Origin of the sequence: Pseudomonas sp. MF6751 (assembly GCF_016613265.1) — a bacterium.
Classification (GTDB): Bacteria; Pseudomonadota; Gammaproteobacteria; order Pseudomonadales; family Pseudomonadaceae; genus Aquipseudomonas; species Aquipseudomonas fluorescens_BV.
On the sequence record NZ_JAENSV010000010.1, the window covers coordinates 41,612 to 66,247 of the forward strand.

The 24,636-nt window shown below is 60.0% G+C and carries 21 protein-coding genes; 4 read left to right on the forward strand and 17 right to left on the reverse strand.

Features of this window, described 5'->3' with window-relative positions; genetic code table 11:
- Window positions 1-158 precede the first annotated feature (158 nt).
- From JJD66_RS11160 to mtnA, 12 genes are all read right to left on the reverse strand, one after another.
- The gene (locus tag JJD66_RS11160) at window positions 159-1,463 is read right to left on the reverse strand and encodes a Wzz/FepE/Etk N-terminal domain-containing protein (RefSeq protein WP_198714838.1); all 1,305 of its coding nucleotides are present in this window, start codon (window positions 1,461-1,463) and stop codon (window positions 159-161) included.
- A gap of 408 nt (window positions 1,464-1,871) precedes the next feature.
- Window positions 1,872-2,114: a LapA family protein gene (locus JJD66_RS11165; protein ID WP_200648146.1), complete on the reverse strand. Its 243-nt coding sequence runs from the start codon at window positions 2,112-2,114 to the stop codon at window positions 1,872-1,874.
- 24 nt (window positions 2,115-2,138) lie between these two features.
- The gene (gene ihfB / locus JJD66_RS11170) at window positions 2,139-2,435 is read right to left on the reverse strand and encodes an integration host factor subunit beta (RefSeq protein ID WP_003189779.1); all 297 of its coding nucleotides are present in this window, start codon (window positions 2,433-2,435) and stop codon (window positions 2,139-2,141) included.
- A 130-nt stretch (window positions 2,436-2,565) separates the two neighbouring features.
- The gene (locus tag JJD66_RS11175; RefSeq protein ID WP_197882956.1) at window positions 2,566-2,850 is read right to left on the reverse strand and encodes a hypothetical protein; all 285 of its coding nucleotides are present in this window, start codon (window positions 2,848-2,850) and stop codon (window positions 2,566-2,568) included.
- Window positions 2,851-3,010: 160 nt separating this feature from the next.
- Window positions 3,011-4,696 (reverse strand): 30S ribosomal protein S1, encoded by a 1,686-nt coding sequence (gene rpsA, locus JJD66_RS11180; protein WP_003189774.1) that lies wholly within the window; start codon window positions 4,694-4,696, stop codon window positions 3,011-3,013.
- Window positions 4,697-4,816: 120 nt separating this feature from the next.
- Window positions 4,817-5,506: a (d)CMP kinase gene (cmk, locus tag JJD66_RS11185; RefSeq protein ID WP_003189772.1), complete on the reverse strand. Its 690-nt coding sequence runs from the start codon at window positions 5,504-5,506 to the stop codon at window positions 4,817-4,819.
- On the reverse strand, window positions 5,503-7,713 hold the full coding sequence (locus JJD66_RS11190) for a bifunctional prephenate dehydrogenase/3-phosphoshikimate 1-carboxyvinyltransferase (protein WP_234452214.1): 2,211 nt from the start codon (window positions 7,711-7,713) through the stop codon (window positions 5,503-5,505). The genes cmk and JJD66_RS11190 overlap by 4 nt, the downstream gene beginning before the upstream one ends.
- A gap of 28 nt (window positions 7,714-7,741) precedes the next feature.
- The gene (gene hisC, locus JJD66_RS11195; protein ID WP_200648148.1) at window positions 7,742-8,854 is read right to left on the reverse strand and encodes a histidinol-phosphate transaminase; all 1,113 of its coding nucleotides are present in this window, start codon (window positions 8,852-8,854) and stop codon (window positions 7,742-7,744) included.
- Between the two features lie 9 nt (window positions 8,855-8,863).
- Window positions 8,864-9,958 carry a prephenate dehydratase gene (pheA, locus tag JJD66_RS11200; protein WP_200648149.1) on the reverse strand — a complete coding sequence of 365 codons (1,095 nt, stop codon included), beginning with the start codon at window positions 9,956-9,958 and terminating at the stop codon, window positions 8,864-8,866.
- Window positions 9,958-11,043 (reverse strand): 3-phosphoserine/phosphohydroxythreonine transaminase, encoded by a 1,086-nt coding sequence (gene serC / locus JJD66_RS11205; protein WP_200648150.1) that lies wholly within the window; start codon window positions 11,041-11,043, stop codon window positions 9,958-9,960. Before serC ends, pheA begins: the two co-directional genes overlap by 1 nt.
- A 242-nt stretch (window positions 11,044-11,285) precedes the next feature.
- Window positions 11,286-13,940, reverse strand: a complete 2,655-nt coding sequence (gene gyrA / locus JJD66_RS11210) for a DNA gyrase subunit A (protein WP_010211963.1) — start codon at window positions 13,938-13,940, stop codon at window positions 11,286-11,288.
- Between the two features lie 423 nt (window positions 13,941-14,363).
- A complete protein-coding gene (gene mtnA, locus JJD66_RS11215) occupies window positions 14,364-15,434 on the reverse strand; it encodes an S-methyl-5-thioribose-1-phosphate isomerase (RefSeq protein WP_198714833.1) in 1,071 nt (356 codons plus the stop codon).
- Between the two features lie 109 nt (window positions 15,435-15,543).
- Between mtnA and JJD66_RS11220 the strand changes: the two genes are divergently transcribed.
- The 4 genes from JJD66_RS11220 to JJD66_RS11235 all read left to right on the forward strand — a co-directional run bounded on the left by JJD66_RS11220 (window position 15,544) and on the right by JJD66_RS11235 (window position 19,232).
- The gene (locus JJD66_RS11220) at window positions 15,544-16,875 is read left to right on the forward strand and encodes a TRZ/ATZ family hydrolase (protein WP_200648151.1); all 1,332 of its coding nucleotides are present in this window, start codon (window positions 15,544-15,546) and stop codon (window positions 16,873-16,875) included.
- A 64-nt stretch (window positions 16,876-16,939) separates the two neighbouring features.
- Window positions 16,940-17,638 carry a bifunctional 2-polyprenyl-6-hydroxyphenol methylase/3-demethylubiquinol 3-O-methyltransferase UbiG gene (ubiG, locus tag JJD66_RS11225; RefSeq protein WP_003189760.1) on the forward strand — a complete coding sequence of 233 codons (699 nt, stop codon included), beginning with the start codon at window positions 16,940-16,942 and terminating at the stop codon, window positions 17,636-17,638.
- A gap of 4 nt (window positions 17,639-17,642) precedes the next feature.
- On the forward strand, window positions 17,643-18,314 hold the full coding sequence (gene mupP / locus JJD66_RS11230) for an N-acetylmuramic acid 6-phosphate phosphatase MupP (protein WP_034135125.1): 672 nt from the start codon (window positions 17,643-17,645) through the stop codon (window positions 18,312-18,314).
- A 177-nt stretch (window positions 18,315-18,491) separates the two neighbouring features.
- Window positions 18,492-19,232: a YciK family oxidoreductase gene (locus JJD66_RS11235; protein WP_014717613.1), complete on the forward strand. Its 741-nt coding sequence runs from the start codon at window positions 18,492-18,494 to the stop codon at window positions 19,230-19,232.
- Window positions 19,233-19,366: 134 nt separating this feature from the next.
- Here the strand turns inward: JJD66_RS11235 and JJD66_RS11240 are convergent, their stop codons facing one another.
- From JJD66_RS11240 to JJD66_RS11260, 5 genes are read right to left on the reverse strand one after another with little or no spacing between them, the layout of a single operon-like run.
- The gene (locus tag JJD66_RS11240) at window positions 19,367-20,881 is read right to left on the reverse strand and encodes an ABC transporter substrate-binding protein (protein WP_014717612.1); all 1,515 of its coding nucleotides are present in this window, start codon (window positions 20,879-20,881) and stop codon (window positions 19,367-19,369) included.
- Between the two features lie 32 nt (window positions 20,882-20,913).
- Window positions 20,914-21,885, reverse strand: a complete 972-nt coding sequence (locus JJD66_RS11245) for an ABC transporter ATP-binding protein (protein WP_200648152.1) — start codon at window positions 21,883-21,885, stop codon at window positions 20,914-20,916.
- On the reverse strand, window positions 21,882-22,838 hold the full coding sequence (locus JJD66_RS11250) for an ABC transporter ATP-binding protein (protein WP_200648153.1): 957 nt from the start codon (window positions 22,836-22,838) through the stop codon (window positions 21,882-21,884). Before JJD66_RS11250 ends, JJD66_RS11245 begins: the two co-directional genes overlap by 4 nt.
- Window positions 22,835-23,692, reverse strand: a complete 858-nt coding sequence (locus JJD66_RS11255; RefSeq protein ID WP_054898622.1) for an ABC transporter permease — start codon at window positions 23,690-23,692, stop codon at window positions 22,835-22,837. Before JJD66_RS11255 ends, JJD66_RS11250 begins: the two co-directional genes overlap by 4 nt.
- Window positions 23,689-24,636 carry an ABC transporter permease gene (locus tag JJD66_RS11260; RefSeq protein WP_105226200.1) on the reverse strand — a complete coding sequence of 316 codons (948 nt, stop codon included), beginning with the start codon at window positions 24,634-24,636 and terminating at the stop codon, window positions 23,689-23,691. Before JJD66_RS11260 ends, JJD66_RS11255 begins: the two co-directional genes overlap by 4 nt.

Here is a 24,636-nt window from a genome sequence, read left to right on the forward strand (position 1 = left end):
TCGCTCAATGGTCAGCAATCCAGCCTCCGGATCGCTGATCGCAAAATACAAATGTGGAAAAATAACATTGTACCAAGCTCAAGGCTTCGACAGCTAAGCGCCACCTGAGTTTCACGCAGTGGGAGCGCATCCAAGACGTCCCCGAGCGTGATCTTCGGTCAGCACCGCTTAGGCATATTCACCTGAGTCGCTAAGGCCGAATTTCTAGAGGCCACATACCGGCAGACCACCAACAGGAGTGCGAGCACACCGCCCAACAAAACACCGAGTAGGACGATGAGTATCTTTTTTGGCTTGATAGGTGCCAATGGCTCGAGCGCGAGCTTATCGACATTTACCAGCCTAATCCTGCTCATATCTATATTCAGCGCCTGAAGACGAGCCATTTCGGAACGAAGCGGCTGGACGCCTACCAAAAAAATATCCTCTTTTTTACGCTGATTCAGCACTTCCACCTCGCGATTCGCCTGAAGCAGTTGAAGCTCTTTAGCAATTTGCGCTATTCGACCCTCTGTAAAATCATCGGATTTCCGCTTAGCAAGAGCAGTCCGCTCTGCCTCCAGCGCGTCAACTCCCATGAAGTAAAGTGGTGTTTGCTGATTGTTGATCTCGGTGCGCATCATGGTTGCAGAAGCAAGCTTTTCGACGTCACCCATGGCTGAAGGCGTTGTAGGCTTTTTGATTCCCAGCGATTTAGCTATTCCGATAGCTTCGCTCAGTTGAGCTATTCGGTCGGCACGCTGAGCTTTCAGCTGATTGCGTAATGCCTTGAGCTCATCTTGCAGTTGAGCACGCTTCAAATTATCAGCCTCGCGGAGCGATTCAATTCGAGCCTCTTTTTCAATATCATAATTCGCTCGCGCGGCGGTTAGCTTACCGTTGAGTTCAGCTAACCGGTTTTTGACAATCACGTCCATATCGGCAGCTATCTGATGACGCTCCTCCTCAATAGCATAATCGACAAAACCGTTGAGAATACTTACGCCATCCACCCCTTTGGAATAGATCATTTCGATTCGGATATTCGCACTGAGCAAGCCCATTTTATTAGGGTCCGGCGGGATCAATTCAATCGAATCACGATTGAATTCTTCAAAGCTCTGCTCAAGGGTTTGGCCCGGTCGTACGAATCGTTCAAATAGCTTCTGATTAGCTCGAAAAAAGCCCAACCGAGTATCGTAAGACTCAAGAGATGCCCCTACTTTGATCAACGCTTCACTGGGAGGAAGCTTGTACACCTCTGAGCGATTAAGCGCATCGAGTTCGTTAAGCGCGGCAGGCCTCAATACGCTGCTGACTTGGTACTGAGGAGTTATCAGAAATGCATAGCATGCAGCTACCAGGCCGAAACCAATCGCGGCGAGCATGATGATTTTCTTTTTTTGCCATACGGCGCTTAGAAGCGCGGCGAGATCGATTTCACCAGACGAAAGTACCGGAGGGACGCGGAAGCTACTACTCACAACAAAGGCCTGCCTTCAAAGAGAAACTGCGGGCTCGTTATGCAGACATGATTGCGTGTTTTTATTTTAATTGCATGCCCGTCAAAATCAGCGTCTCTGCTAAATTTTGAGCGCACAAGATGCCTGTTATCGAGAACAGATTCCATTCTGCCATCTCTCTGGCATATTACAAGCCTTCACTTGCATGTAGGACGAATCCTACTCTGTCAACGAAACCGCCTTATCCCTGTGAGGCTAGTAGTGAATCTCGAAAGAGCGACGATGGCACATAAACTAATTGATGGTTGCGGCCTCATACAGGCTAATAGCTATACCTACGCAAACGGGGAGACGGCGGACAGGAGCACTATCCCTGACAATGGTCACGTAGGGATAACGTCGACAGCCTTGACAGGAGAGAACGTCAGCTTAAATTCGACTACTCACGGCTGTCCTTTGCGGCCGCCTACGAGCAACCACCCCCAACACCGGCCCAATCAACATCCCCACAATCAAAGCCACCACCACAAACACCGCCACCGGCATCTGCGCAGTACTCCACCCCAGGAACGACAGTGCCACGCCCTGCTGGTTCTCCAGCACAAACGCCAGAACCACCAAAGCCGCAAGCACCGCAATCAACACCGCAACAACGCGCTTAAACCCACGCATACCCTTCTCCTTCCCCAAAAACACTCAGACGCCTTCTTCCTCTTCTTCGTTCACCCGATCGCGCAATTCCTTGCCCGGTTTGAAGTGGGGAACGAATTTGCCGTCAAGGCTGACGGATTGGCCGGTTTTTGGGTTGCGGCCTACGCGCGGTGCGCGGTAGTGCAGGGAGAAGCTGCCGAAGCCGCGGATTTCGATGCGATCTCCGGTGGCGAGGCATTGGGACATTTGCTCAAGCATGGTCTTGATAGCCAGCTCCACATCCTTGGATGAGAGCAGCCCTTGATGGGTGACAATTCGTTCGATCAACTCCGACTTCGTCATATTTTTCCCTTCTTTTTCAAGCAGCTAGGAAAAGCGCTCCGAAGGTTTTAGCATGAGTTGATGAATTTGAACAGCCCATGTGTCAACTTATGTGGGGCTGAATAAACACGCTCAGCGAGCGGTCAACCCCTTACTTACAGATTACCAACATGGTCCGCGTCACCGCGCCAGCAGGGTTCCAGCCGAACAGGTAGTCGCCCTCTTCGTCCTCCGCATCACTGGAGCGGGTAATGACCTTGTAGCCCTGCATCTTGCACTCACGGGCGGCGCGTTTTTCGCACTTTTCCCACTTGTTGCCCAGGCCAGAGCAGTCGATCTCGATGCCGCTGACGCCGCGCTTGGCGTGGGTCTTGGCGCTGGTAGAGGAGCAGCCTGCAAGCGCCAGCAAAGCGAGTACTACGATAATTCTGTTCATTCAAACCCTTATTGAGTCAGCAACGCGAAATAGCCGTTTTTAAAACTATAGTCAGTTCTGACATTGGGCTGAACACCTTCGTTCGGTGCAGTTGCTTCATCAAATTTCAGGCACAAAAAAGGGCGACCGAGGTCGCCCTTTTTCTACAGCTTTACAGAACTTAGTTCTGCTTAGCCATTGCCTGGCGCAGCAGTGCCGCCATGGTGGTGTCAGCAGCAGCTTCCGGAGCAGCTTCTTTCAGGCTCTGGATAGCTTCTTTCTCTTCCACTTCGTCTTTCGACTTGATGGAGAGCTGAATCACGCGGCTCTTGCGGTCAACGCTGATGATCTTGGCTTCTACTTCCTGGCCTTCTTTCAGAACGTTGCGCGCGTCTTCAACGCGGTCACGGCTGATTTCGGAGGCTTTCAGAGTCGCTTCGATATCGTCGGCCAGAACGATGATGGCGCCTTTGGCGTCAACTTCTTTCACAGTGCCTTTAACGATGGCGCCTTTGTCGTTCTCTTGAACGTACTCGGAGAACGGATCGCTTTCCAGTTGCTTGATACCCAGGGAGATGCGCTCGCGCTCTGGGTCAACCGACAGGATAACGGTGTCCAGCTCGTCGCCCTTCTTGAAACGACGAACAGCTTCTTCGCCAACTTCGTTCCAGGAGATGTCGGACAGGTGAACCAGGCCGTCGATGCCGCCGTCCAGACCAATGAAGATACCGAAATCGGTGATCGACTTGATGGTGCCGGAGATTTTATCGCCCTTGTTGAACTGGCCAGAGAAATCTTCCCATGGGTTAGATTTGCACTGCTTGATGCCCAGGGAGATACGACGACGCTCTTCGTCGATGTCCAGAACCATAACTTCCACTTCGTCGCCGACTTGTACGACTTTCGAAGGGTGGATGTTCTTGTTGGTCCAGTCCATTTCGGAAACGTGTACCAGGCCTTCCACGCCTTCTTCCAGCTCTGCGAAGCAGCCGTAGTCGGTCAGGTTGGTAACACGCGCAGTTACGCGAGTGCTTTCTGGGTAACGAGCCTTGATAGCAACCCATGGATCTTCGCCCAGCTGCTTCAAGCCCAGGGAAACGCGGTTACGCTCACGATCGTACTTCAGAACCTTGACATCGATCTCGTCGCCAACGTTGACGATTTCGGAAGGATGCTTGATACGCTTCCAAGCCATGTCGGTAATGTGCAGCAGGCCATCGACGCCACCCAGATCGACGAATGCGCCGTAATCGGTGAGGTTCTTGACGATACCTTTGACTTGTTGGCCTTCCTGCAGGGATTCCAGCAGAGCTTCACGCTCGGCGGAGTTCTCTGCTTCCAGCACGCTGCGACGGGAAACGACAACGTTGTTGCGCTTCTGGTCGAGCTTGATGACTTTGAATTCGAGTTCTTTGCCTTCCAGGTGCGTGGTGTCGCGCACTGGACGAACGTCGACCAAAGAACCTGGCAGGAACGCACGGATGCCGTTAACGTCGACAGTGAAGCCGCCTTTAACCTTACCGTTGATAACGCCCTTGACCACTTCTTCAGCTGCGAAGGCTGCTTCGAGAACAATCCAGCATTCAGCGCGCTTGGCTTTTTCACGGGACAGCTTGGTTTCACCGAAACCGTCTTCAACCGAGTCCAGAGCAACGTGAACTTCGTCACCGACATTGATAGTCAGGTCACCAGCATCGTTGTAGAACTGTTCCAGCGGGATCAGAGCTTCAGACTTCAGACCAGCGTGAACGGTTACCCAGCGAGCTTGGTAATCGATATCAACGATAACACCGGTGATGATGGAGCCTGCCTGAAGGTTCAGGGTTTTTAGGCTTTCTTCAAAGAGTTCCGCAAAGCTTTCGCTCATTTTAATTCCTGTTGATAAGGGCGAAGAATACGCCCATCTCCACACCCCAGACGGTGTGGGTCAGTTTCAGTTAAAAGAAGCCACCGCAGGACTATGACTGGTCCCCTGCGGCCTTCTTGATCACCCGGCGATATCGCGAATGGCGATTTCACTCATGATGCGTTCCAGCACCTGCTCGATGGACAGCTCCGTGGAATCCAGCTGTATGGCGTCAGCCGCCGGTTTGAGCGGGGCTACCGCACGCTGGGTATCACGCTCATCGCGTGCACGGATCTCATCTAGCAGACTCGACAGACTAACACCATCGACTTTGCCCTTCAACTGCAAGTAACGGCGGCGTGCCCGCTCCTCGGCGCTGGCGGTCAGGAAAATCTTCAGCGGCGCCTCGGGAAACACCACCGTGCCCATGTCGCGGCCATCAGCCACCAGGCCCGGCGCCTCCTGGAATGCGCGCTGGCGCTGCAGCAGCGCCTCGCGCACCGCGGGCAGCGCAGCCACTTGGGAGGCGCCCGCGCCGATACTCTCGGTGCGAATCACATCACTGACTTCATCACCTTCCAGAATAATGCGCTGCAACTGACCCTCGGTCGCCGCAATGAACTGCACATCCAGATGGGCGGCAAGCTTCGTCAGCAACTCTTCGTTGGTCAGGTCCACACCATGGTTGTGCGCAGCGAACGCCAGCAGGCGGTACAGCGCGCCAGAATCCAGCAGGCACCAACCCAGGCGCTTGGCCAGAATGCCAGCGATTGTGCCTTTGCCCGAGCCGCTTGGCCCGTCGATGGTAATCACCGGTGCTTTGATATTCACAATTGAGCCTCTTGGGCAACACGGATGCCGACTTGGGCACACAGTGTCAGAAAGTTCGGAAAAGACGTAGCAACATTGGCGCAGTCAAGGATACGAATAGGCGCCATCGCCCGCAGGGAAGCCACACTGAACGCCATGGCAATCCGGTGATCGCCATGGGCATGCACTTCACCGCCGCCCATCGGGCCACCGTCAATGATAATCCCATCAGGCGTGGGTTCACACTTCACGCCCAGGGCCAACAGACCGTCGGCCATCACCTGGATACGATCGGACTCCTTGAGCCGCAGCTCCTCGGCACCGCGCAAAACGGTGCGACCTTGAGCGCAGGCTGCGGCAATAAACAGCACAGGGAACTCATCAATCGCCAACGGCACCAGGGCCTCTGGAATTTCGATGCCCTTGAGCGCGGCGGCACGCACACGTAGATCCGCAACCGGCTCGCCGCCCACCTCGCGCTGATTTTCAAGGGTGATATCAGCCCCCATCAGCCGCAGGATATCGATTACCCCGGTGCGGGTCGGGTTGATACCGACATGCTCCAGCAACAGCTCGGAGCCCTCGGCAATCGAGGCCGCCACCAGGAAGAACGCCGAAGACGAAATATCCCCCGGCACTTCAATACGCGTAGCGGTCAACCCATGCCCCGACGCCAGCGACGCCGTCGCGCCCTGCACCGCCACCGGGTAACCAAAGCCGCGCAGCATGCGCTCGGTGTGGTCGCGGGTCGGTGCGGGCTCGGTCACCGAGGTTTTACCCTCAGCGTACAACCCCGCCAACAACAGGCAAGATTTCACCTGGGCACTGGCCATGGGCAGTACATAGTTCAAGCCTTTGAGCGATTGCCCGCCACGAATGCTCAGTGGCGGACGCCCGTCCGGTCCGGTTTCGATGATCGCGCCCATTTCCCGCAGCGGCTTGGCTACGCGGTTCATCGGGCGCTTGGACAGCGAGGCATCGCCGGTCAGCACGCTGTCAAAGCTCTGCGCAGCCAATACACCGGCCAACAGGCGCATCGATGTGCCGGAATTACCCACATAGATCGGCCCCGGCGCAGCCTTCAGGCCCTGCAGGCCGACACCGTGAATGGTCACTCGTCCATGGTGTGGCCCCTCGATCACCACGCCCATGTCACGAAAAGCCTGCAAGGTCGCCAGGGCGTCTTCACCCTCAAGGAAGCCTTCCACCTCGGTCACACCCTCGGCCAACGACCCCAGCATGATCGAACGATGAGAGATCGACTTGTCACCCGGCACGCGGATGCGCCCGCTCAAGCGGCCACCCGGGCTGGCGATGAAGGTCAAGTCATCGGTGCTCACTGCGGTTTCCATGTAGGCCCGGCGCGCGAGGATCTTGCTGAAATGTTCACGCGCCACCCGCGCACGGGTGAACACGCCCAGCAGTTGATGGCCGTCTCCCGCATCCACGGCGTCGCGCAAGGCGTCGAGATCACTGCGGAAGGTGTCCAGGGTACGCAACACCGCTTCGCGATTGGCGAGAAAGATGTCGTGCCACATCACCGGTTCGCTGCCGGCAATCCGCGTGAAATCGCGAAAACCACCCGCCGCGTAACGGAAAATCTCGAGGTTCTCGTTGCGCTTGGCCAGCGAATCCACCAAGCCAAATGCCAACAGATGCGGCAAGTGACTGGTCGCTGCCAACACTTCGTCGTGACGCTCGACCTGCATATGCTCCACATCCGCGCCCAACTCGCGCCAGAGACGATCCACCACTGCCAACGCCGTTGGATCGGTTTGCGCAAGCGGCGTCAGGATCACCTTATGCCGACGGAACAACTGCGCATTGGATGCCTCCACCCCGCTCTGCTCGGAGCCAGCAATTGGATGGCCCGGCACAAAGCGCGGCGGCATGCCACCAAACGCCAATCGTGCCGCGCGCACCACGTTGCCTTTGGCGCTGCCCACATCGGTAAGGATCGCTTGCCCGAGGTCCATGCCTGCCAGTACCGCCAGCAATTTCTCCATGGCCAGGATCGGCACAGCGAGCTGGATCACATCCGCGCCCTGGCACGCAACGGCCAGGTCCGCTTCACAGCGGTCCACCACGCCCAACTCCACCGCCAACTTGCGCGACTGCGGGTCGAGGTCCACGCCCACCACTTCGCCACACAGCCCGCTTTCACGCAGGCCCTTGGCGAAGGAGCCACCGATCAACCCCAGGCCGACCACCACCAGGCGACCGATCATAGGCACAGCAGGTTGCAATGCAGTGACATCAACCACGGGCCAGAACCTTGGCCAGCGCCTCAAGGAAGCGGCTGTTCTCAGCCGGCAGACCGATGGTGATACGCAGATGGTTCGGCATGCCGTAGTTCGCCACGGGGCGCACGATCACGCCCTCGCGCAGCAAGCCCTGGAACACCGGCGCAGCCACCTGGCCGAGGTCGACGCAGATGAAGTTGCCCTTGGACGGAATCCAGCCCAGGCCCAACTCACGAAAGCCTTCCTGCAATTGCAGCATGCCGCTTTCGTTGAGGCGACGGCCTTCTTCCAGGTATTCGGTATCCTGCACCGCTGCACAGGCGGCCACCAGGGCCAGGCTGTTGACGTTGAACGGCTGGCGCACGCGGTTCAGCACATCGGCTACCACGGGCGTGGACAAGCCATAACCGACCCGCAACGACGCCAGGCCATAAGCCTTGGAGAACGTACGCGACACCAGCAGGTTCGGGTAGGCCGCGAGGAAATCCAGGCCATCGGGCAGGTCGCTGCCTTCGGCGTACTCGATGTAGGCTTCGTCCAGCACGACCAGCACATGCCCCGGCACGTCCTGCAGGAATTCGTTCAGTGCCTGCTCGTCAAACCAGGTGCCGGTCGGGTTGTTCGGGTTGGCGATAAACACCACGCGAGTCTGGGCATCGATGGCCGCCAGCATCGCCGGCAAGTCATGGCCCCAGTCTTTGGCAGGAATCACCCGAGCATCCGCCCCCACCGCCTGAGTCACGATCGGGTAGACCGCAAACGCGTGCTCGCTGAACACCGCATTCAAGCCTGGCGCCAGGTAAGCACGGGCGACCAGCTCAAGGATGTCGTTGGAGCCATTGCCCAGGGTCACCTGGTTCAGCTCGACCCGGCATTTGTCCGCCAGCAAAGACTTGAGCGCAAAACCGTTGCCATCGGGATAACGGGTCAGTTCGGCCAGCTCTTCACGAATCGCCGCCAACACTTTGGGGCTCGGGCCCAGCGGGTTTTCGTTACTCGCCAGCTTGACGATTTTGGACGGGTCCAGATTCAACTCGCGGGCCAGTTCGTCCACAGGCTTGCCTGGAACGTAAGGCGAGAGTTGTTGCACGCCCGGCTGCGCCAGGGCGAGGAAGTTGCCACTCATGTCAAAGCCTCACAAAACCGCTTTCGGGTAAGAGCCCAGCACCTTGAGTGCCACGGCTTCCTGACTGATTTTCTCCAGCACGCCCTTGACCAGCGGGTCGCGGTGATGGCCCATGAAATCGATAAAGAATACGTAGGTCCACTTACCGCTGCGCGAAGGACGAGTCTCGATGCGCGTCAGGTCAATCCCGTTGTCGTGGAATGGCACCAGCAGCTCATGCAGCGCGCCGGGCTTGTTGCTCATGGAGACGATGATCGAGGTCTTGTCGTCGCCGGTGGGCGGCACTTCCTGGCTGCCGATCATCAAAAAGCGCGTGGAGTTATCCGGGCGATCTTCGATCTTCTCGGCCAGGCGCGTCAGGCCGTACAGGCCCGCGGCCATATCGCCAGCAATCGCCGCCGAGTTCCACTCACCCTTGACCCGCTTGGCCGCCTCGGCGTTGCTGGACACCGCCACGCGCTCGACATTCGGGTAATGGGCGTCCAGCCACTTGCGGCACTGGGCCAGGGACTGGGCGTGGGAATAGATACGGCTGATGCTGTCGGTCTTGGTGTTTTCACCCACCAGCAGGTGGTGGTGGATACGCAACTCCACCTCACCGCAGATCACCATGTCGTGTTCGAGGAAGCTGTCCAGCGTGTGGTTGACCGCGCCTTCGGTGGAGTTTTCCACCGGCACCACGCCAAAATTCACCGCACCGGCCGCGACTTCACGGAAGACTTCGTCGATAGCCGCCATCGGCTTGCTGATTACCGCATGGCCGAAGTGCTTCATGGCTGCTGCCTGGGTGAAGGTGCCTTCAGGGCCGAGGTAAGCCACTTTCAGCGGCTGCTCCAGCGCCAGGCACGAGGACATGATTTCACGGAACAACCGCGCCATCTCTTCGTTGCCCAACGGGCCCTTGTTGCGTTCCATCACACGCTTGAGCACCTGTGCTTCACGCTCGGGCCGGTAGAACACCGGCACTTCGCCTTCCGCCAGGGACGCCATTTTCACCCGGGCCACTTCCTGGGCACAGCGCGCGCGCTCACTGATCAGCTCCAGGACCTTCTCGTCCAGGCCGTCAATGCGTACGCGCAGGGCCTTGAGTTCTTGCTCAGACATTAGCCGTGTTCCTTCTCGAACTCTGCCATGTAGGCAACCAGCGCATTGATGGCGTGGATGTCGACGGCGTTATAAATGGAGGCGCGCATGCCACCCACCGAGCGGTGGCCCTTGAGGTTCAGCAGGCCGCGCGCGTCGGCGCCGGCCAGGAACGGCTTGTCCAGACGATCATCAGCCAGGCGGAACGGCACGTTCATCCACGAGCGGTCGCTGAGGTTGATCGGGTTGCTGTACAGGCCGCTGGCGTCGATGAAGTCGTACAGGACGCGCTTCTTCTCTTCGTTGAGCTTGCCCATCGCAGCCACACCGCCCTGCTCCTTGAGCCACTCGAAGACCAGGCCGGAGAGGTACCAGGCAAACGCCGGCGGGGTGTTGTACATCGAGCCGTTATCGGCCGCGACCTTGTAGTTGAGCATGGTCGGGCACAGCGAGCGGGCACGGCCCAGCAGGTCTTCGCGAATGATATTGACCAGGATGCCGCTCGGGCCGATGTTCTTCTGCGCGCCGGCGTAGATCATGCCGTACCGGGACACGTCGATCGGGCGCGAGAGGATGTCCGAGGACATGTCGCACACCAGTGGCACGTCACCTACTTGTGGCACCCAATCAAATTCCAGGCCACCGATGGTTTCGTTGGCGACGTAGTGAACGTAGGCCGCGTCCTTGGTCAGCTTCCACTCGTTCTGACCGGGAATGGCGAAGTAGTCGTAGGGCTTGGCGGTGCCTGCCACGTTGACATGGCCGTAGCGCGAGGCCTCTTCAATGGCCTTCTGCCCCCAGATACCGGTGTCGATATAGTCGGCAGTGCCGCCTTCGGGCATCAGGTTCAGTGGTAACTGGGCGAACTGCTGGCTCGCACCACCTTGCAGGAACAGCACCTTGTAATTGGATGGGATGTCCAGCAAGTCGCGCAGGTCCTGCTCGGCCTTGTTGGCGATGGACACGAACTCATCGCTGCGATGGCTCATTTCCATCACGGAGAGGCCTTTTCCATGCCAGTCGAGGAGTTCACCCTGCGCACGCTGCAGGACTGCTTCAGGAAGCGCCGCGGGACCGGCACAGAAGTTATAGGCTCTCTTGCTCACATCCAATCTCACTCTGATCTGGTGGGGCTGCAATCATGTCAGCAACGCCCTCGTTCTGGAGCGGACATCTGTGGGAGCTGGCTTGCCTGCGATAGCAGCGCCGCGGTATCACTGAATGACCGAGGCGCCTGTATCGCAGGCAAGCCAGCTCCCACATGGACCGCGTCCAGGCAAAGGGCGCTGTATTTCATACGGGACAAACAACAAGGGGGCGAATCTTCATCCGCCCCCTGTGTGTCCGCTTATTCCTGCGGTTCTTCTTCGTCTGCGGCAGCATCGAGGGTTGGCTCGTCGACGTTGTCATCGCCAGCTGCGATCACCTCGCCTTCAAATTCCTCACCTTCGAGCTCTTCACCTTCGACTTCCGAAGGCTCCTGCACACGCTCCAGGCCGACCAGTTTTTCGTCCTTGGCCAGCTTGATCAGGGTCACGCCCTGGGTGTTACGGCCCAGGCTCGACACTTCCGCCACACGGGTACGCACCAGGGTGCCTTGGTCGGAAATCAGCATGATCTCCTCGCCATCGAGCACCTGCACCGCGCCGACCAGACGGCCGTTGCGGTCGTTGCTGACCATGGCGATCACGCCCTGGCCGCCGCGCTTGTACTCCGGGAACTCGCTGATGGCGGTGCGCTTGCCATAACCACGCTCGGAAGCGGTGAGGATCTGGCTGCCTTCTTCCGGGATCAACATCGAAATCAGCTTCTGCCCTTCTGGCAGGCGCATGCCGCGTACACCGCGGGCGGTACGGCCCATGGCACGTACGTCGGATTCCTTGAAGCGTGTGACCTTGCCGCCATCGGAGAACAGCATGACTTCGCGTTCGCCGTCAGTGATGGCTGCGGAAATCAGCACGTCGCCTTCATCCAGCTCCAGGGCGATCAGGCCCACGCTGCGTTGACGGCTGAAGGATTCCAGCGGGGTCTTCTTCACGGTGCCTTTGGCGGTAGCCATGAAGATGAAGTGGCCTTCGGTGTATTCCTCGACCGGCAGCATGGTGGTGATGTATTCATCACTGTCCAGCGGCAGCAGGTTGACCAACGGACGGCCACGGGCAGCGCGGGAGGCTTCCGGGATTTCGTAAGTCTTGAGCCAGTACACCTTGCCCTTGCTGGAGAACAGCAGCAGCGTGGTGTGGCTGTTGGCGACCAGCAGGTGAGCGATGTAGTCCTCATCCTTCACGCCGGTAGCCGATTTACCCTTACCACCACGACGCTGGGCCTGGTAGGCCGCCAGCGGCTGGGTCTTGGCATAGCCGCCGTGGGAGATGGTCACCACGCGCTCTTCTTCCGGGATCATGTCACCCAGAGTCAAGTCCAGGCGCGCATCGAGGATTTCGGTGCGGCGCACGTCGCCGTATTCGGCGCGGATCACTTCCAGTTCTTCGCGGATCACTTCCATCAGGCGCACGGCGCTGCTGAGGATGCGGATCAACTCGCCGATCTGGTTGAGGATCTCCTGGTACTCGGCCAGCAGCTTCTCGTGCTCCAGGCCAGTCAGGCGGTGCAGGCGCAGTTCCAGGATGGCCTGGGCCTGTTCTGGCGACAGGAAGTACTTGCCTTCACGCAGACCGTATTGCGGGTCCAGGGTCTCGGGGCGGCACGAGTCGGCGCCAGCGCGCTCAACCATTGCGACCACGGCGCTGGATTCCCAAGGCGTGCTGATCAGCGCTTCCTTGGCTTCCGACGGGGTTGGCGAGGCCTTGATGAGGGCGATCACCGGGTCGATGTTCGACAACGCAACCGCCTGGCCTTCCAGGATATGGCCGCGCTCGCGGGCCTTGCGCAGTTCGAACACGGTACGGCGGGTGACCACTTCGCGACGGTGACGCACGAAGGCTTCCAGCAGGTCCTTGAGGTTCAGGATGCGCGGGCGGCCGTCGATCAGGGCAACCACGTTGATACCAAACACGCTTTGCAGCTGGGTCTGGGCGTAGAGGTTGTTGAGGATCACCTCGGGCACTTCGCCGCGGCGCAGCTCGATGACCACGCGCATACCGTCCTTGTCGGACTCGTCGCGCAGCTCGGTGATGCCTTCCAGCTTCTTCTCTTTAACCAGCTCGGCGATCTTCTCGATCAGGCGTGCCTTGTTCAACTGGTAAGGGAGTTCGGTGATGACGATCTGCTGGCGGCCACCGACCTTGTCGATGTCTTCGATGATCGAGCGGGCACGCATGTAAATGCGCCCGCGGCCAGTGCGGTAGGCTTCGATGATGCCGGCGCGACCGTTGATGATCGCGGCGGTCGGGAAGTCCGGGCCGGGGATGTATTGCATCAGCTCATCGACGGTCAGCTCAGGGTTGTCGATAAGGGCCAGGCAACCGTCGATGACTTCACCGAGGTTGTGCGGCGGGATATTGGTGGCCATGCCAACGGCGATACCGCTGGAACCGTTGACCAGCAGGTTGGGAATCTTGGTAGGCATGACAGCCGGGATCATTTCGGTGCCGTCGTAGTTCGGCACCCAGTCCACGGTTTCTTTATGCAGGTCGGCCAGCAGCTCGTGCGCCAGCTTGGTCATGCGCACTTCGGTGTATCGCATGGCCGCGGCGTTGTCGCCGTCCACCGAACCGAAGTTGCCCTGGCCGTCTACCAGCAGGTAGCGCAGGGAAAATGGCTGCGCCATCCGAACGATGGTGTCGTACACCGCAGTGTCGCCGTGAGGGTGATACTTACCGATCACGTCACCGACAACACGGGCAGATTTCTTGTACGGCTTGTTCCAGTCGTTACCCAGCTCGCTCATCGCGAACAGCACACGCCGGTGCACGGGCTTCAAGCCATCGCGCGCATCAGGCAGTGCCCGACCGACAATTACGCTCATCGCGTAGTCGAGGTAGGACTGTTTCAGCTCGTCTTCGATATTGACCGGGAGGATTTCTTTGGCCAGTTCGCCCATGAGAAGCCTGATTCCTTTTTCGGGTGAAACCTCGTCACATCCATTCGGGACGAACGAAGCTCGCCGCTGCCGGCACGGTGCCTGACAACGACTTACGACAAATCAACGAGTTATGACACGGATCTGCACGTTATAGGCAACCCCTCGGGGCAGCCCTGGAAACCGCCGGATGTTATCACAATCGCCGCCACGCACCTATCCCCCTGATGCGCATGGAGGCTAGTAATTTGACGGATGACAGGCTTGAAGGGGACGAGAGGGGCTCAGAGGCGCGGTGGTGGTATTTTTTGAGGATGGATCCAGCAGTTTTATTGACCTTAACGGCCAATCGCAGGCAAGCCAGCTCCCACCTTTGATTTGTGAATACAGTTAAAGGTGGGAGCTGGCTTGCCTGCGATGGCGCCCCCACAGGCACCCACACACTCAATGCAGCCGCTTACGACACATCAACTTGGCCAGTTTGGCAGTGTCTGGCCGCTCGACAATGCCTTTTTCGGTGACGATCACGTCAATCAGGTCCGCAGGCGTCACATCAAACACAGGGTTAAACGCCGCAATATCCAACCGCTGCCCATCAACCTCAAGCAACTCGCCACTATCGCGCTGCTCCAGCGCAACATCATCGCCAGTAGCCATCATCAAATCCAGGGTCGAACTCGACGCCACCACCATAAAACGCACGCCATGGTGCATGGCACAGACGGCCAGTTGATAAGTGCCGATCTTGCTGATCACATCGCCATTGGCGGCAATACAGTCAGCACCCACCACCACCCAGGTCACGCCTTTGGTCTTGAGGATATGCGCCCCGGCGGAGTCGGCATTCACCGCCACCGGGATGCCCTGGCCCGCCAACTCCCACGCCGTCAGACGCGAGCCTTGCAGCCAGGGGCGGGTTTCATTGACATAGACCTGCTCGACCAACCCCTCCAGATACGCCGCGTGAATCACCCCGAGGGCTGTGCCAACGCCACCGCAAGCCAGCGCGCCGGCATTGCCATGGGTAAGGATCGCCTGGGCATTGCCCTGGTGCTTGCGAATCCGCTCCATACCCAGCTGGGCCATGACCACATTGGCTTCCCGATCGCTCTCATGGATCGCGACGGCTTCGGCCTCCAGCACCACCAGCGGGTCGGCGTGCTGCTTGAGGCGGTCCAGACGGTCGCGCATGCGCTGCAAGGCCCAGAACAAAGCCGATGCGGTCGGTCGGGTATGGGCCAGCAAGGCGTAGTCTTCTTCCCACGCGGCCTGCCAGTCACCGCCCTCGGCGATGCGCTCGCGGGCGGCGAGCACCAAGCCATAGGCGGCGCAGATGCCGATGGCCGGTGCGCCCCGCACCACCATGGTGCGAATGGCGTCGGCCACCGCTTCAACGGTACCGCAGGCCACCCAGCGCTCCCGGGACGGCAAAACACGCTGGTCGAGCAGGTGCAGCGCGCCATCACGCCATTCGATGGCCTTCACTTTCTCTGCAGCCAACAGTCGGTCGCGCATCCCTTACCCCGCACTCATGAACAAAAGCCGCCGATTATAGCGATCCGCCAGCCGGGACGCTCGGGTATACTTCGCCCTTCTTTTATAGCTGCCTGGGAAGAAGCCTGCGATGACCTCCACTGCCGCCCCGCTCGACTTGTTGCTGCTGCCGACCTGGCTGGTACCCGTCGAGCCCGCTGGCGTGGTGCTCAAGGAGCACGGCCTGGGCATCCGCGATGGCTGCATTGCCTTCATCGGGCCACGGGACGCGGCGTTGAAGCTCGCGGCGCAAGAGGTGCGTGAACTGCCCGGCATGCTGCTCAGCCCCGGCTTGGTCAATGCCCACGGCCATGCAGCCATGACCCTGTTCCGCGGCCTGGCCGACGATTTGCCACTGATGACCTGGCTGGAAAAGCACATCTGGCCCGCCGAAGCCAAGTGGGTCGATGAAGCGTTCGTGCGCGACGGTACCAACCTGGCCATTGCCGAGCAGATCAAGGGCGGCATCACCTGCTTCTCGGACATGTATTTCTACCCAAAGGTCGCCAGTGACTGCGTGCACAACAGCGGTATGCGTGCGCAGATCGCGCTGCCGATCCTCGACTTTCCGATTCCCGGCGCCAGCAGTGCCGACGAGGCGATTCGCCAGGGTATCGAGCTGTTCGGCGACCTCAAGCACCACCCGCGCATCAAAATCACCTTCGGCCCCCACGCGCCCTACACCGTGTGCGATGCCAACCTGGAAAAGATCCGGGTGATCGCCGAAGAGCTGGACGCCGCGATCCATATGCACGTTCACGAAACCGCCTTTGAAGTGCAGCAAGCCGTCGAGCAGACCGGCGAGCGGCCATTGGCGCGCCTGGCTCGCCTTGGCCTGCTGGGCCCGCGCTTTCAGGCCGTGCACATGACCCAAATCAGCGAAGACGACCTGGCTTTACTGGTAGAAAGCAACACCAGCGTCATTCACTGCCCGGAATCGAACCTGAAACTGGCCAGCGGCTTTTGCCCGGTGGAGCGCTTGTGGCAGGCTGGCGTCAACGTGGCCATCGGCACCGACGGCGCTGCCAGCAACAATGACCTGGATTTGCTCGGCGAAACCCGCACGGCGGCGATGCTGGCCAAGGCCGTGGCCGGCTCGGCTACTGCGCTGGATGCCCACCGCGCCTTGCGCATGGCCACACTCAACGGCGCCAGGGCGATGGGCCTGGACAGCCAGATTGGCTCCCTGGAAGTCGGCAAGGCGGCAGACATCGTCGCTTTTGATCTTTCCGGGCTGGCGCAACAACCGATCTACGATCCGGTCTCACAGCTTATATATGCCACCGGGCGTGATTGCGTGAAACACCTTTGGGTTGCCGGCAAGCCATTGCTCGACGACCGGCAATTGACCCGCATGGATGAACAACAGTTGACCGCCACGGCCATTGCCTGGGGCCATCGCATCAGCGGGCACAGCGAATAACGACGCGGCTGAAGCCTCGGGTTCAGCCACGACACACCGACTTATCAGATTCAGAGGATTCACCATGAGCAACGTCGATCACGCCGAAATCGCCAAGTTTGAAGCCCTGGCTCACCGCTGGTGGGACCGCGAGAGCGAATTCAAACCCCTGCACGATATCAACCCACTGCGGGTCAACTGGATTGACGAGCGCGTCAACCTGGCCGGCAAGAAGGTGCTGGACGTCGGTTGCGGCGGCGGCATCCTCAGCGAAGCCATGGCCCAGCGAGGCGCCACCGTCATGGGCATCGACATGGGTGAAGCGCCGCTGGCCGTAGCGCAGTTGCACCAGCTCGAATCCGGCGTGAGCGTGGAGTACCGCCAGATCACCGCCGAAGCCCTGGCCGAAGAAATGCCCGAGCAGTTCGACGTGGTCACCTGCCTGGAAATGCTCGAACACGTGCCAGACCCGTCCTCGGTGATCCGTGCGTGTTTCCGTATGGTCAAGCCCGGCGGCCAAGTGTTCTTCTCCACCATCAACCGCAACCCCAAGGCTTACCTGTTCGCGATCATCGGCGCCGAATACATCATGAAGCTGCTGCCGCGCGGCACCCATGATTTCAAGAAATTCATCCGCCCTTCCGAGCTGGGTGCATGGAGCCGCCAGGCCGGGCTGACCGTCAAGGACATCATCGGCCTGACCTACAACCCGCTGACCAAGCACTACAAGCTGGCCAACGACGTTGACGTCAACTACATGATCCAGACCCTGCGCGAGGAGTAAGCCTGTGAAGTTGCGAGCGGTTCTCTTCGACATGGACGGTACCCTGCTGGACACCGCGCCGGACTTTATCGCCATCTGCCAGGCCATGCGCGCCGACCGCGGCCTGGAACCGATCAACCCGCAGCACATCCGCGATGAAATCTCCGGCGGTGCCCGGGCGATGGTTGCCGTGACCTTCTCGATGGATCCTGAATCCCCAGGCTTTGAAGAGCTGCGCCAGGAATTCCTGGAGCGCTACCTCAAGGACTGCGCGGTGCACAGCAAACTGTTCGACGGCATGGCCGAACTGCTGGAAGACATCGAGAAAGCCAAGCTGATCTGGGGCGTGGTCACCAATAAGCCGGTGCGCTTTGCCGAACCGATCATGCAGCGCCTGGGCCTGGCCGAACGCTCGGCCGTGCTGATCTGCCCGGACCATGTGAAAAACAGCAAGCCGGACCCGGAGCCGATGATACTGGCGTGCAAGATGCTCGACCTGGACCCGGCCAGCGTGCTGTTCGTGGGCGATGACCTGCGCGACATCGAATCCGGCCGCGACGCCGGTACGCGCACGGCGGCGGTAACTTATGGCTATATCCACCCGGATGACAACCCACGCCACTGGGGCGCGGATGTGGTGGTGGATCACCCGTTGGAATTGCGCAAGGTGCTGGATAACGCGCTGTGCAGTTGCTGATTGTTCGAAGATCTCAACAACACTGAGATCAATGTGGGAGCTGGCTTGCCTGCGATAGCGGTCTGCCAGCCAGCACATCTGCCGACAGGTACACCGCCATCGCAGGCAAGCCAGCTCCCACAGGAAATGGATTCCACTTTGAGTGGTGTATCACCTTGAATTTTGTCGAGGCTATTTATGTTTGATTATTCTGCCCCTCCAGAACTGCTCAAAGGCCGGATCATCCTGGTAACCGGCGCCGGTCGCGGGATTGGCGCGGCAGCGGCGAAGACCTATGCCGCCCATGGCGCCACCGTGCTGTTGCTGGGCAAGACCGAAGCCAACCTGGCCCAGGTGTATGACGAGATCGAAGCCGCCGGCCACCCGCAGCCCGTCGTGATCCCGTTCAACCTGGAGACCGCCCTGCCCCATCAATACGATGAGCTGGCAGCGATGATCGAAAAGGCATTCGGCCACCTCGACGGCCTGTTGCACAACGCCTCGATCATCGGCCCACGCACGCCCATCGAGCAGTTGTCTGGCGAGAACTTCATGCGGGTGATGCACGTCAACGTCAACGCGATGTTCATGCTGACCAGCACTTTACTGCCGTTGCTCAAGCTGTCCCAGGATGCGTCGGTGGTGTTCACCTCCAGCAGCGTCGGGCGCAAGGGCCGTGCTTATTGGGGTGCCTATGGCGTGTCCAAGTTCGCCACCGAGGGGCTGATGCAAACCCTGGCCGATGAGCTGGAAGATGTGGCCGCAGTGCGCGCCAACAGCATCAACCCGGGCGGCACCCGCACCAGCATGCGCGCCCAGGCGTACCCAGGGGAAAACCCGATGGAAAGGCCGGCGCCGGAAGAGATCATGCCGGTGTACCTGTACCTGATGGGGCCCGACAGTGCGGGCATCAATGGCCAGGCCTTCGATGCGCAATAAACCCTGACACACCGCAAAACAAAGGTGGGAGCTGGCTTGCCTGCGATGCAGACACCTCGGTGATTCAGTTACACCGCAGTGATGCTATCGCAGGCAAGCCAGCTCCCACATTGCTTTGTGGTGTACTCAAATACTCAGTTTTTGACCACTTCCTCCAAGGTGAAACGCCCCAACGGGTTCTGCAGGAAGTTGCTTACGTTCTTGCGTGAGATGTTGATGTACGGGCTGTAGTACAGGTCAATCCAGTTCACATCCTGTTTGGCCAGCTTCTGCAACTCCACATACATTTGCTCACGCTTGGCCGGGTCTGCCTCGATCCGCGCGGCCGCCACCAATGCCTTGACCTGGTCGTTCTTGTAGCGGGTCATGTAGTTCTGGTTGGTGTCGTGGCCCAGCACGAAGGTGGTTTTCTGGTCGGGATCGAGAATGTCGTTGGTCCAGTACATCACCGAAATATCGTATTCACCGTCCACCAGCATCTGCCAGCTTTGGGTCGGGTCGACTTTTTGCAGGTTGGCGGTCACACCGACCTTGGCTAGCTGGTCCTTGATGATCACCGCGATCTGCTCGTCGGCCTCGTTGCCGGCGTTGACCACGTAGTTGAGCTTCAAATCCTGGGCACCTGCAGCGGCCAGCAGCTTCTTGGCTTCGGCCGGGTCGTACGGGCGTTGCAGGTTGTTGGCGTAGTGGTACAGCGAGCCCTTTGGAATGTAGGAATAAGCCACGGTGCCTTGACCGTAAGTGACGGCTTTGACCAGCGATTGCTTGTCGATGGCCATGTCCAGGGCCTGGCGCACTTGCGGCTTGGCCAACAGGCCGTGCTCGTGGTTGATCAACAGGTGATCTTCACGGGTGGACGGGTCGGCGTGGATCACCACGTTCTGGTCTTTTTTCAGCTCTTCCACGCGGGAGAACGGCACAAATATCGCCGTGTCGAGTTCGTTGTTCTGCACCATGCGCATGCGCGTGTTGTCATCGGTCACCGACACCCATTCCACGCCGTCCAGGCTCACGCTGCCGGCCTGCCAGAAATTCGGGTTTTTCTTCAGGATCACGCGGTCGCCCTTGCGCCACTCGTCCACGGTAAACGCGCCGGACGTCACCGGGTTTTCCGAGTAGGCGTCTTCGCCCATCTTGGTCATGGCTTTTTCCGACAGGATCGACACCGTCGGCGACGCCAGTTGCGAGAGGAAGGCCACCGCCGGGGTTTTCAGGGTGACCACCAGGGTCTTGGCATCGCTGGCCGTGGCGGTGTTGATCAGGCTGAACGGGTCGCTCCACAACGAGGCCTTGTTGTCGCGGATTCGCAGCAGGCTGAACGCGGCGTCGGCGGCAGTGATTGGCGAGCCGTCAGAGAACTTCGCCTCGCGCAGCTTGAAGGTGTAGGTCAGGCCATCCTTGGAAATGTCCCAGCTTTCGGCCAGGCCCGGTTCCATCTTGGTGCCCAGGTTATCCACGCGCACCAGGGTGTCGTAGACGTTGGCAAATACCCAGGTGTCGCGGTTTTGCGCGCTTTTGATCGGGTCGAAAGTGGTGCTGTCTTCACGGCAGCCGATGGTGAGCACACCGGCGGCCTGGGCCAGGCCGGCGGTCAGCGACCAGGCCGTGAGGGTAGCGGCGGCGAGCAATTTCAAGTGGCGCGAGTGCATATCACAACTCCTTGTTAATGAATGGCAGAGGGTCAAAGCAAAGGGTCTTCAAGCACGCAACTGTACCGATGCTCGTGCAGGAAATGGGTGGGAGGCAATACCGAGGAACACATGGCTCGCGCATACCGGCAACGCGGGTGAAAGGCACAGCCTGTCGGCAGATTCAGCGGGCTCGGCGGCTCGCCGGGCAATGGCTGCGCAGGCAATGGTCGGTGCGGATCGATCTCCGGGATGGCCTGGATCAGCGCCGCCGTATACGGGTGACGCGGCGTGGTAAACACCGCTTCCACCGGGCCTTCCTCGACGATCTTGCCCAGGTACATCACGGCCACGCGGTCGCATAGGCGCCTTACGATGGCCAGGTCATGGGCGATAAACAGGATCGCCAGGTTCATACGCTGTTGCAGTTCCAGCAGCAGGTTGATGATCTGGCCCTGGATCGACACATCCAGCGCGGCCACGCATTCATCGGCAATGATCAGGCGCGGCTCCACCGCCAGCGCCCGGGCGATACCCACGCGCTGGCACTGGCCGCCACTGAGGGAGCCGGGCTTGCGTGAAGCCAGCTCAGGACGCAAGCCGACCAGTTCGAGCAACTCATTCACACGATCAGGAATCTGCTGCGCCGCCACCTTACGCTGCACACGCAGTACCTCGGCGATGGTTTCGCCAATGCTGTGCCGTGGATTGAGCGCGGCGTAGGGGTCCTGGAAAATCATCGCGGTCTCATGCCGCAGCCGGGCGATGTCGATGGCACTGCCATGGGCCATGTCGATACCGTCGAACAGCACCTGCCCGGCGCTGATCGGGTTGAGGTGCAGAATTGCCCGGCCCAGGGTGCTCTTGCCACTGCCGGACTCGCCCACCAAACCCAGGGTTTCACCGGCGGCGAGGTTCAGCGACACCCCGTTCACCGCCCTCACCCACTGGCGGTTGAGGCCAAACAGGCCGCTGCCGGACGCCGTAAAGCGCACTTCCAAATCCTTGACCTGTAACAGGCTCATGGGCGCGCTCCCAACGGGTAGTGACAGGCCACGCGTGCGCCTTGGGGCAGCAACTCGGCGCACAAGGCGCCGGCCTGTGGGCAGCGCGGGTGGAAGCGGCAGCCGTCGGGCAATGCATCGAGCAACGGCGGCTGGCCAGCAATGGTGCGTAACAACGCATGCCCACTGCTGTGGGCTGGCTGGCAGTCGATCAGGCCTGCGGTATACGGATGTTGCGGTTGGGCCAGCAGTTCGTATTTGCTGCCGTGCTCGCACAGGCGCCCGGCATACATCACGGCGATGGCATCGCAGGTTTGCGCCACCACGCCCAGGTCATGGGTGATCATGATGATCGACAGGCCACGCTGGTCGCGCAGGTCGAGCAACAGCCGCAGGATTTGCGCCTGCACCGTCACATCCAGGGCCGTGGTCGGTTCGTCGGCGATCAACACCTTCGGGTTGCAGCCCAGGGCCACGGCGATCATTGCGCGCTGGCGCATGCCACCGGAAAACTCATGGGGGTAGTTGTCGACCCGCGCCTGCGGGTCGGGAATCCCGACCTGACGCAATACCTCGATCGCCTGCAAGCGCGCGTCTTTTTTCGACGCGCCTTGGTGCAGGCGGATGCCCTCGGCGATCTGCTCACCGATGCGCATCAACGGGTCGAGGTGGCTGCTGGGGTTCTGGAAGACCATGCCCAACTGCCCGCCGCGCACGGCGCGCATACCGGCATCATCCAGTGCCAACAGGTCCTGGCCGGCCAACTGCACCGCGCCGCCCTGCACCCGCAGGTTGGGCGATGGCAACAGACGCATCAGGCCGCGACAGGCCATGGTCTTGCCGGAACCGCTCTCGCCCACCAGGCCAAGGATTTCACCTTCGGCCAGGTCTAAGGACACCCGATCCACCAAGGTGACCTCACGCCCGGCGTTGTTGGCGATCACACTGAGGTCGCGCACCTGCAACAGGCTCATGAGCGCTCTCCCAATACCTGCGCAACACCATCGGCCAACAGGCTGAAGCCCATGGCCAAGGTCACGATGGCCAGGCCCGGAAAGGTGCAGATCCACCAGGCGGTGGTGATAAAGGCTTGCCCCTCGGCCACCATCGTCCCCCATTCGGCGGTCGGTGGTTGCACCCCCAGGCCCAGGTAACTGACGGCGGCGCCGTTGAGCAGCACCAGCACCGCGTCAGACATGGAAAACACAATGGAGCCAAACAGCGCATTAGGCAGCAAATGCCGGAACAGAATGCGTCCATGGCCAAAGCCCAGGCTCTTGGCGGCCAGGGCGAACTCGCTTTCCTTGAGCACCAGGATCTGCGAGCGAATCAGGCGCGCGTACGACACCCAGCCCACCAGCGCCATGGCGATGTAAAAACTCTGCAAGCCCGGCCCGAGGATGGCCATGATCGCCAGCATCAGCACCAGGAACGGGAACGCCAGCACCACATCGATCACACGCATGCAGACACTGTCGAAACGCCCGCCGATATAACCCGAGACCGCACCGATAAAGGTGCCAATGATGAACGGGAAGATCACCCCGATAACCGCCAACTGCAGGTCGATGCGCGCCCCCCAGATCACCCTCGACAGGATGTCCCTGCCGTAATTGTCCGTACCCAACGGATGGGCAAGGCTGGGGGCCAGCAAACTCATGCTGGTGTCCTGCGCGATAGGGTCATAGGGCGCGACCCACGGCGCAAACAGCGCCAGGGCCAACCACGCGAACAGGATCAACAAACCCCACGCGGCGGTCAGTCGACCATTGCGAAAACCAAAGCGCAGGCGCAAGCGCCACGGGGCAATCAATGGGCGGCTGCTCATTGCATCTTTACCCGTGGGTCGAGAGCCACTGTCACCAGGTCGGCCAGGAAGTTGACCACCACCGTGGCACAGGCCAGCACCATCGCCACGCCCTGCACCACCATGTAGTCACGGGTGAAAATGCCGCGCACCAGCAACTGGCCGATACCTGGAATCGCGAACAGGCTTTCGATGACCACCGTGCCGCTGATCAGCCAACCGATGTTGACCGCCAGCAGGTTGACCGCCGGCACCAGGGCGTTGGGCAGTACATGCCGGCGAAACACCGCGCCTTCCGACAGCCCGCGTGCACGTGCGGCGGTGACGTGGTCCGCCTGCAACTCCATCAACATGCTCGCCCGCAGGTTGCGCACCAGCACCGCCGACAGCGCCAGGGCGATGGTCAGGCATGGCAAAAGCATGTGGTGCGCCTTGTCCAGCCAGGTGCGCCCGTAACCGGACACCGGGAACAAGCCCCATTTCACGCTGAGCAGCAGGATCAGCATCAACCCCAGCCAGAACGCCGGCATGCCCAGGCCGACCGTGGTGAACACGCGGATCAGCTTGTCCGCCCAACGGCCTTGCTGGCGCGCCGCAATCGTTGCCAGTGGCACCGCTATCAACAAAGCGAGCACCACGCTGCCTAGCACCAGCACCAGCGTCGGCTCGATCCGGGTGACGATCAGTTTCAGGGCGTCGACCTTGTACAGCAGCGATTGGCCGAGGTCGCCCTTGAGCAGGTTTTTCAGGAAGTAAAAGTATTGCAGCCACAAGGGCTGGTCGAGGCCGAACTGGGCGCGGATCTTCAGCAGCGCATCCGGCGTGCTGCGCGAACCCAGCAAGGCACGCGCCGGGTCGCCAGGAATCGAGCGCACCAACACGAAGGTGATCAGGCTGATGCCCAGCAGCACCGGCAGCAATTGCAGGGGCCGGGACAACACAAAACGGTAGCGCGCCAGGTTCAT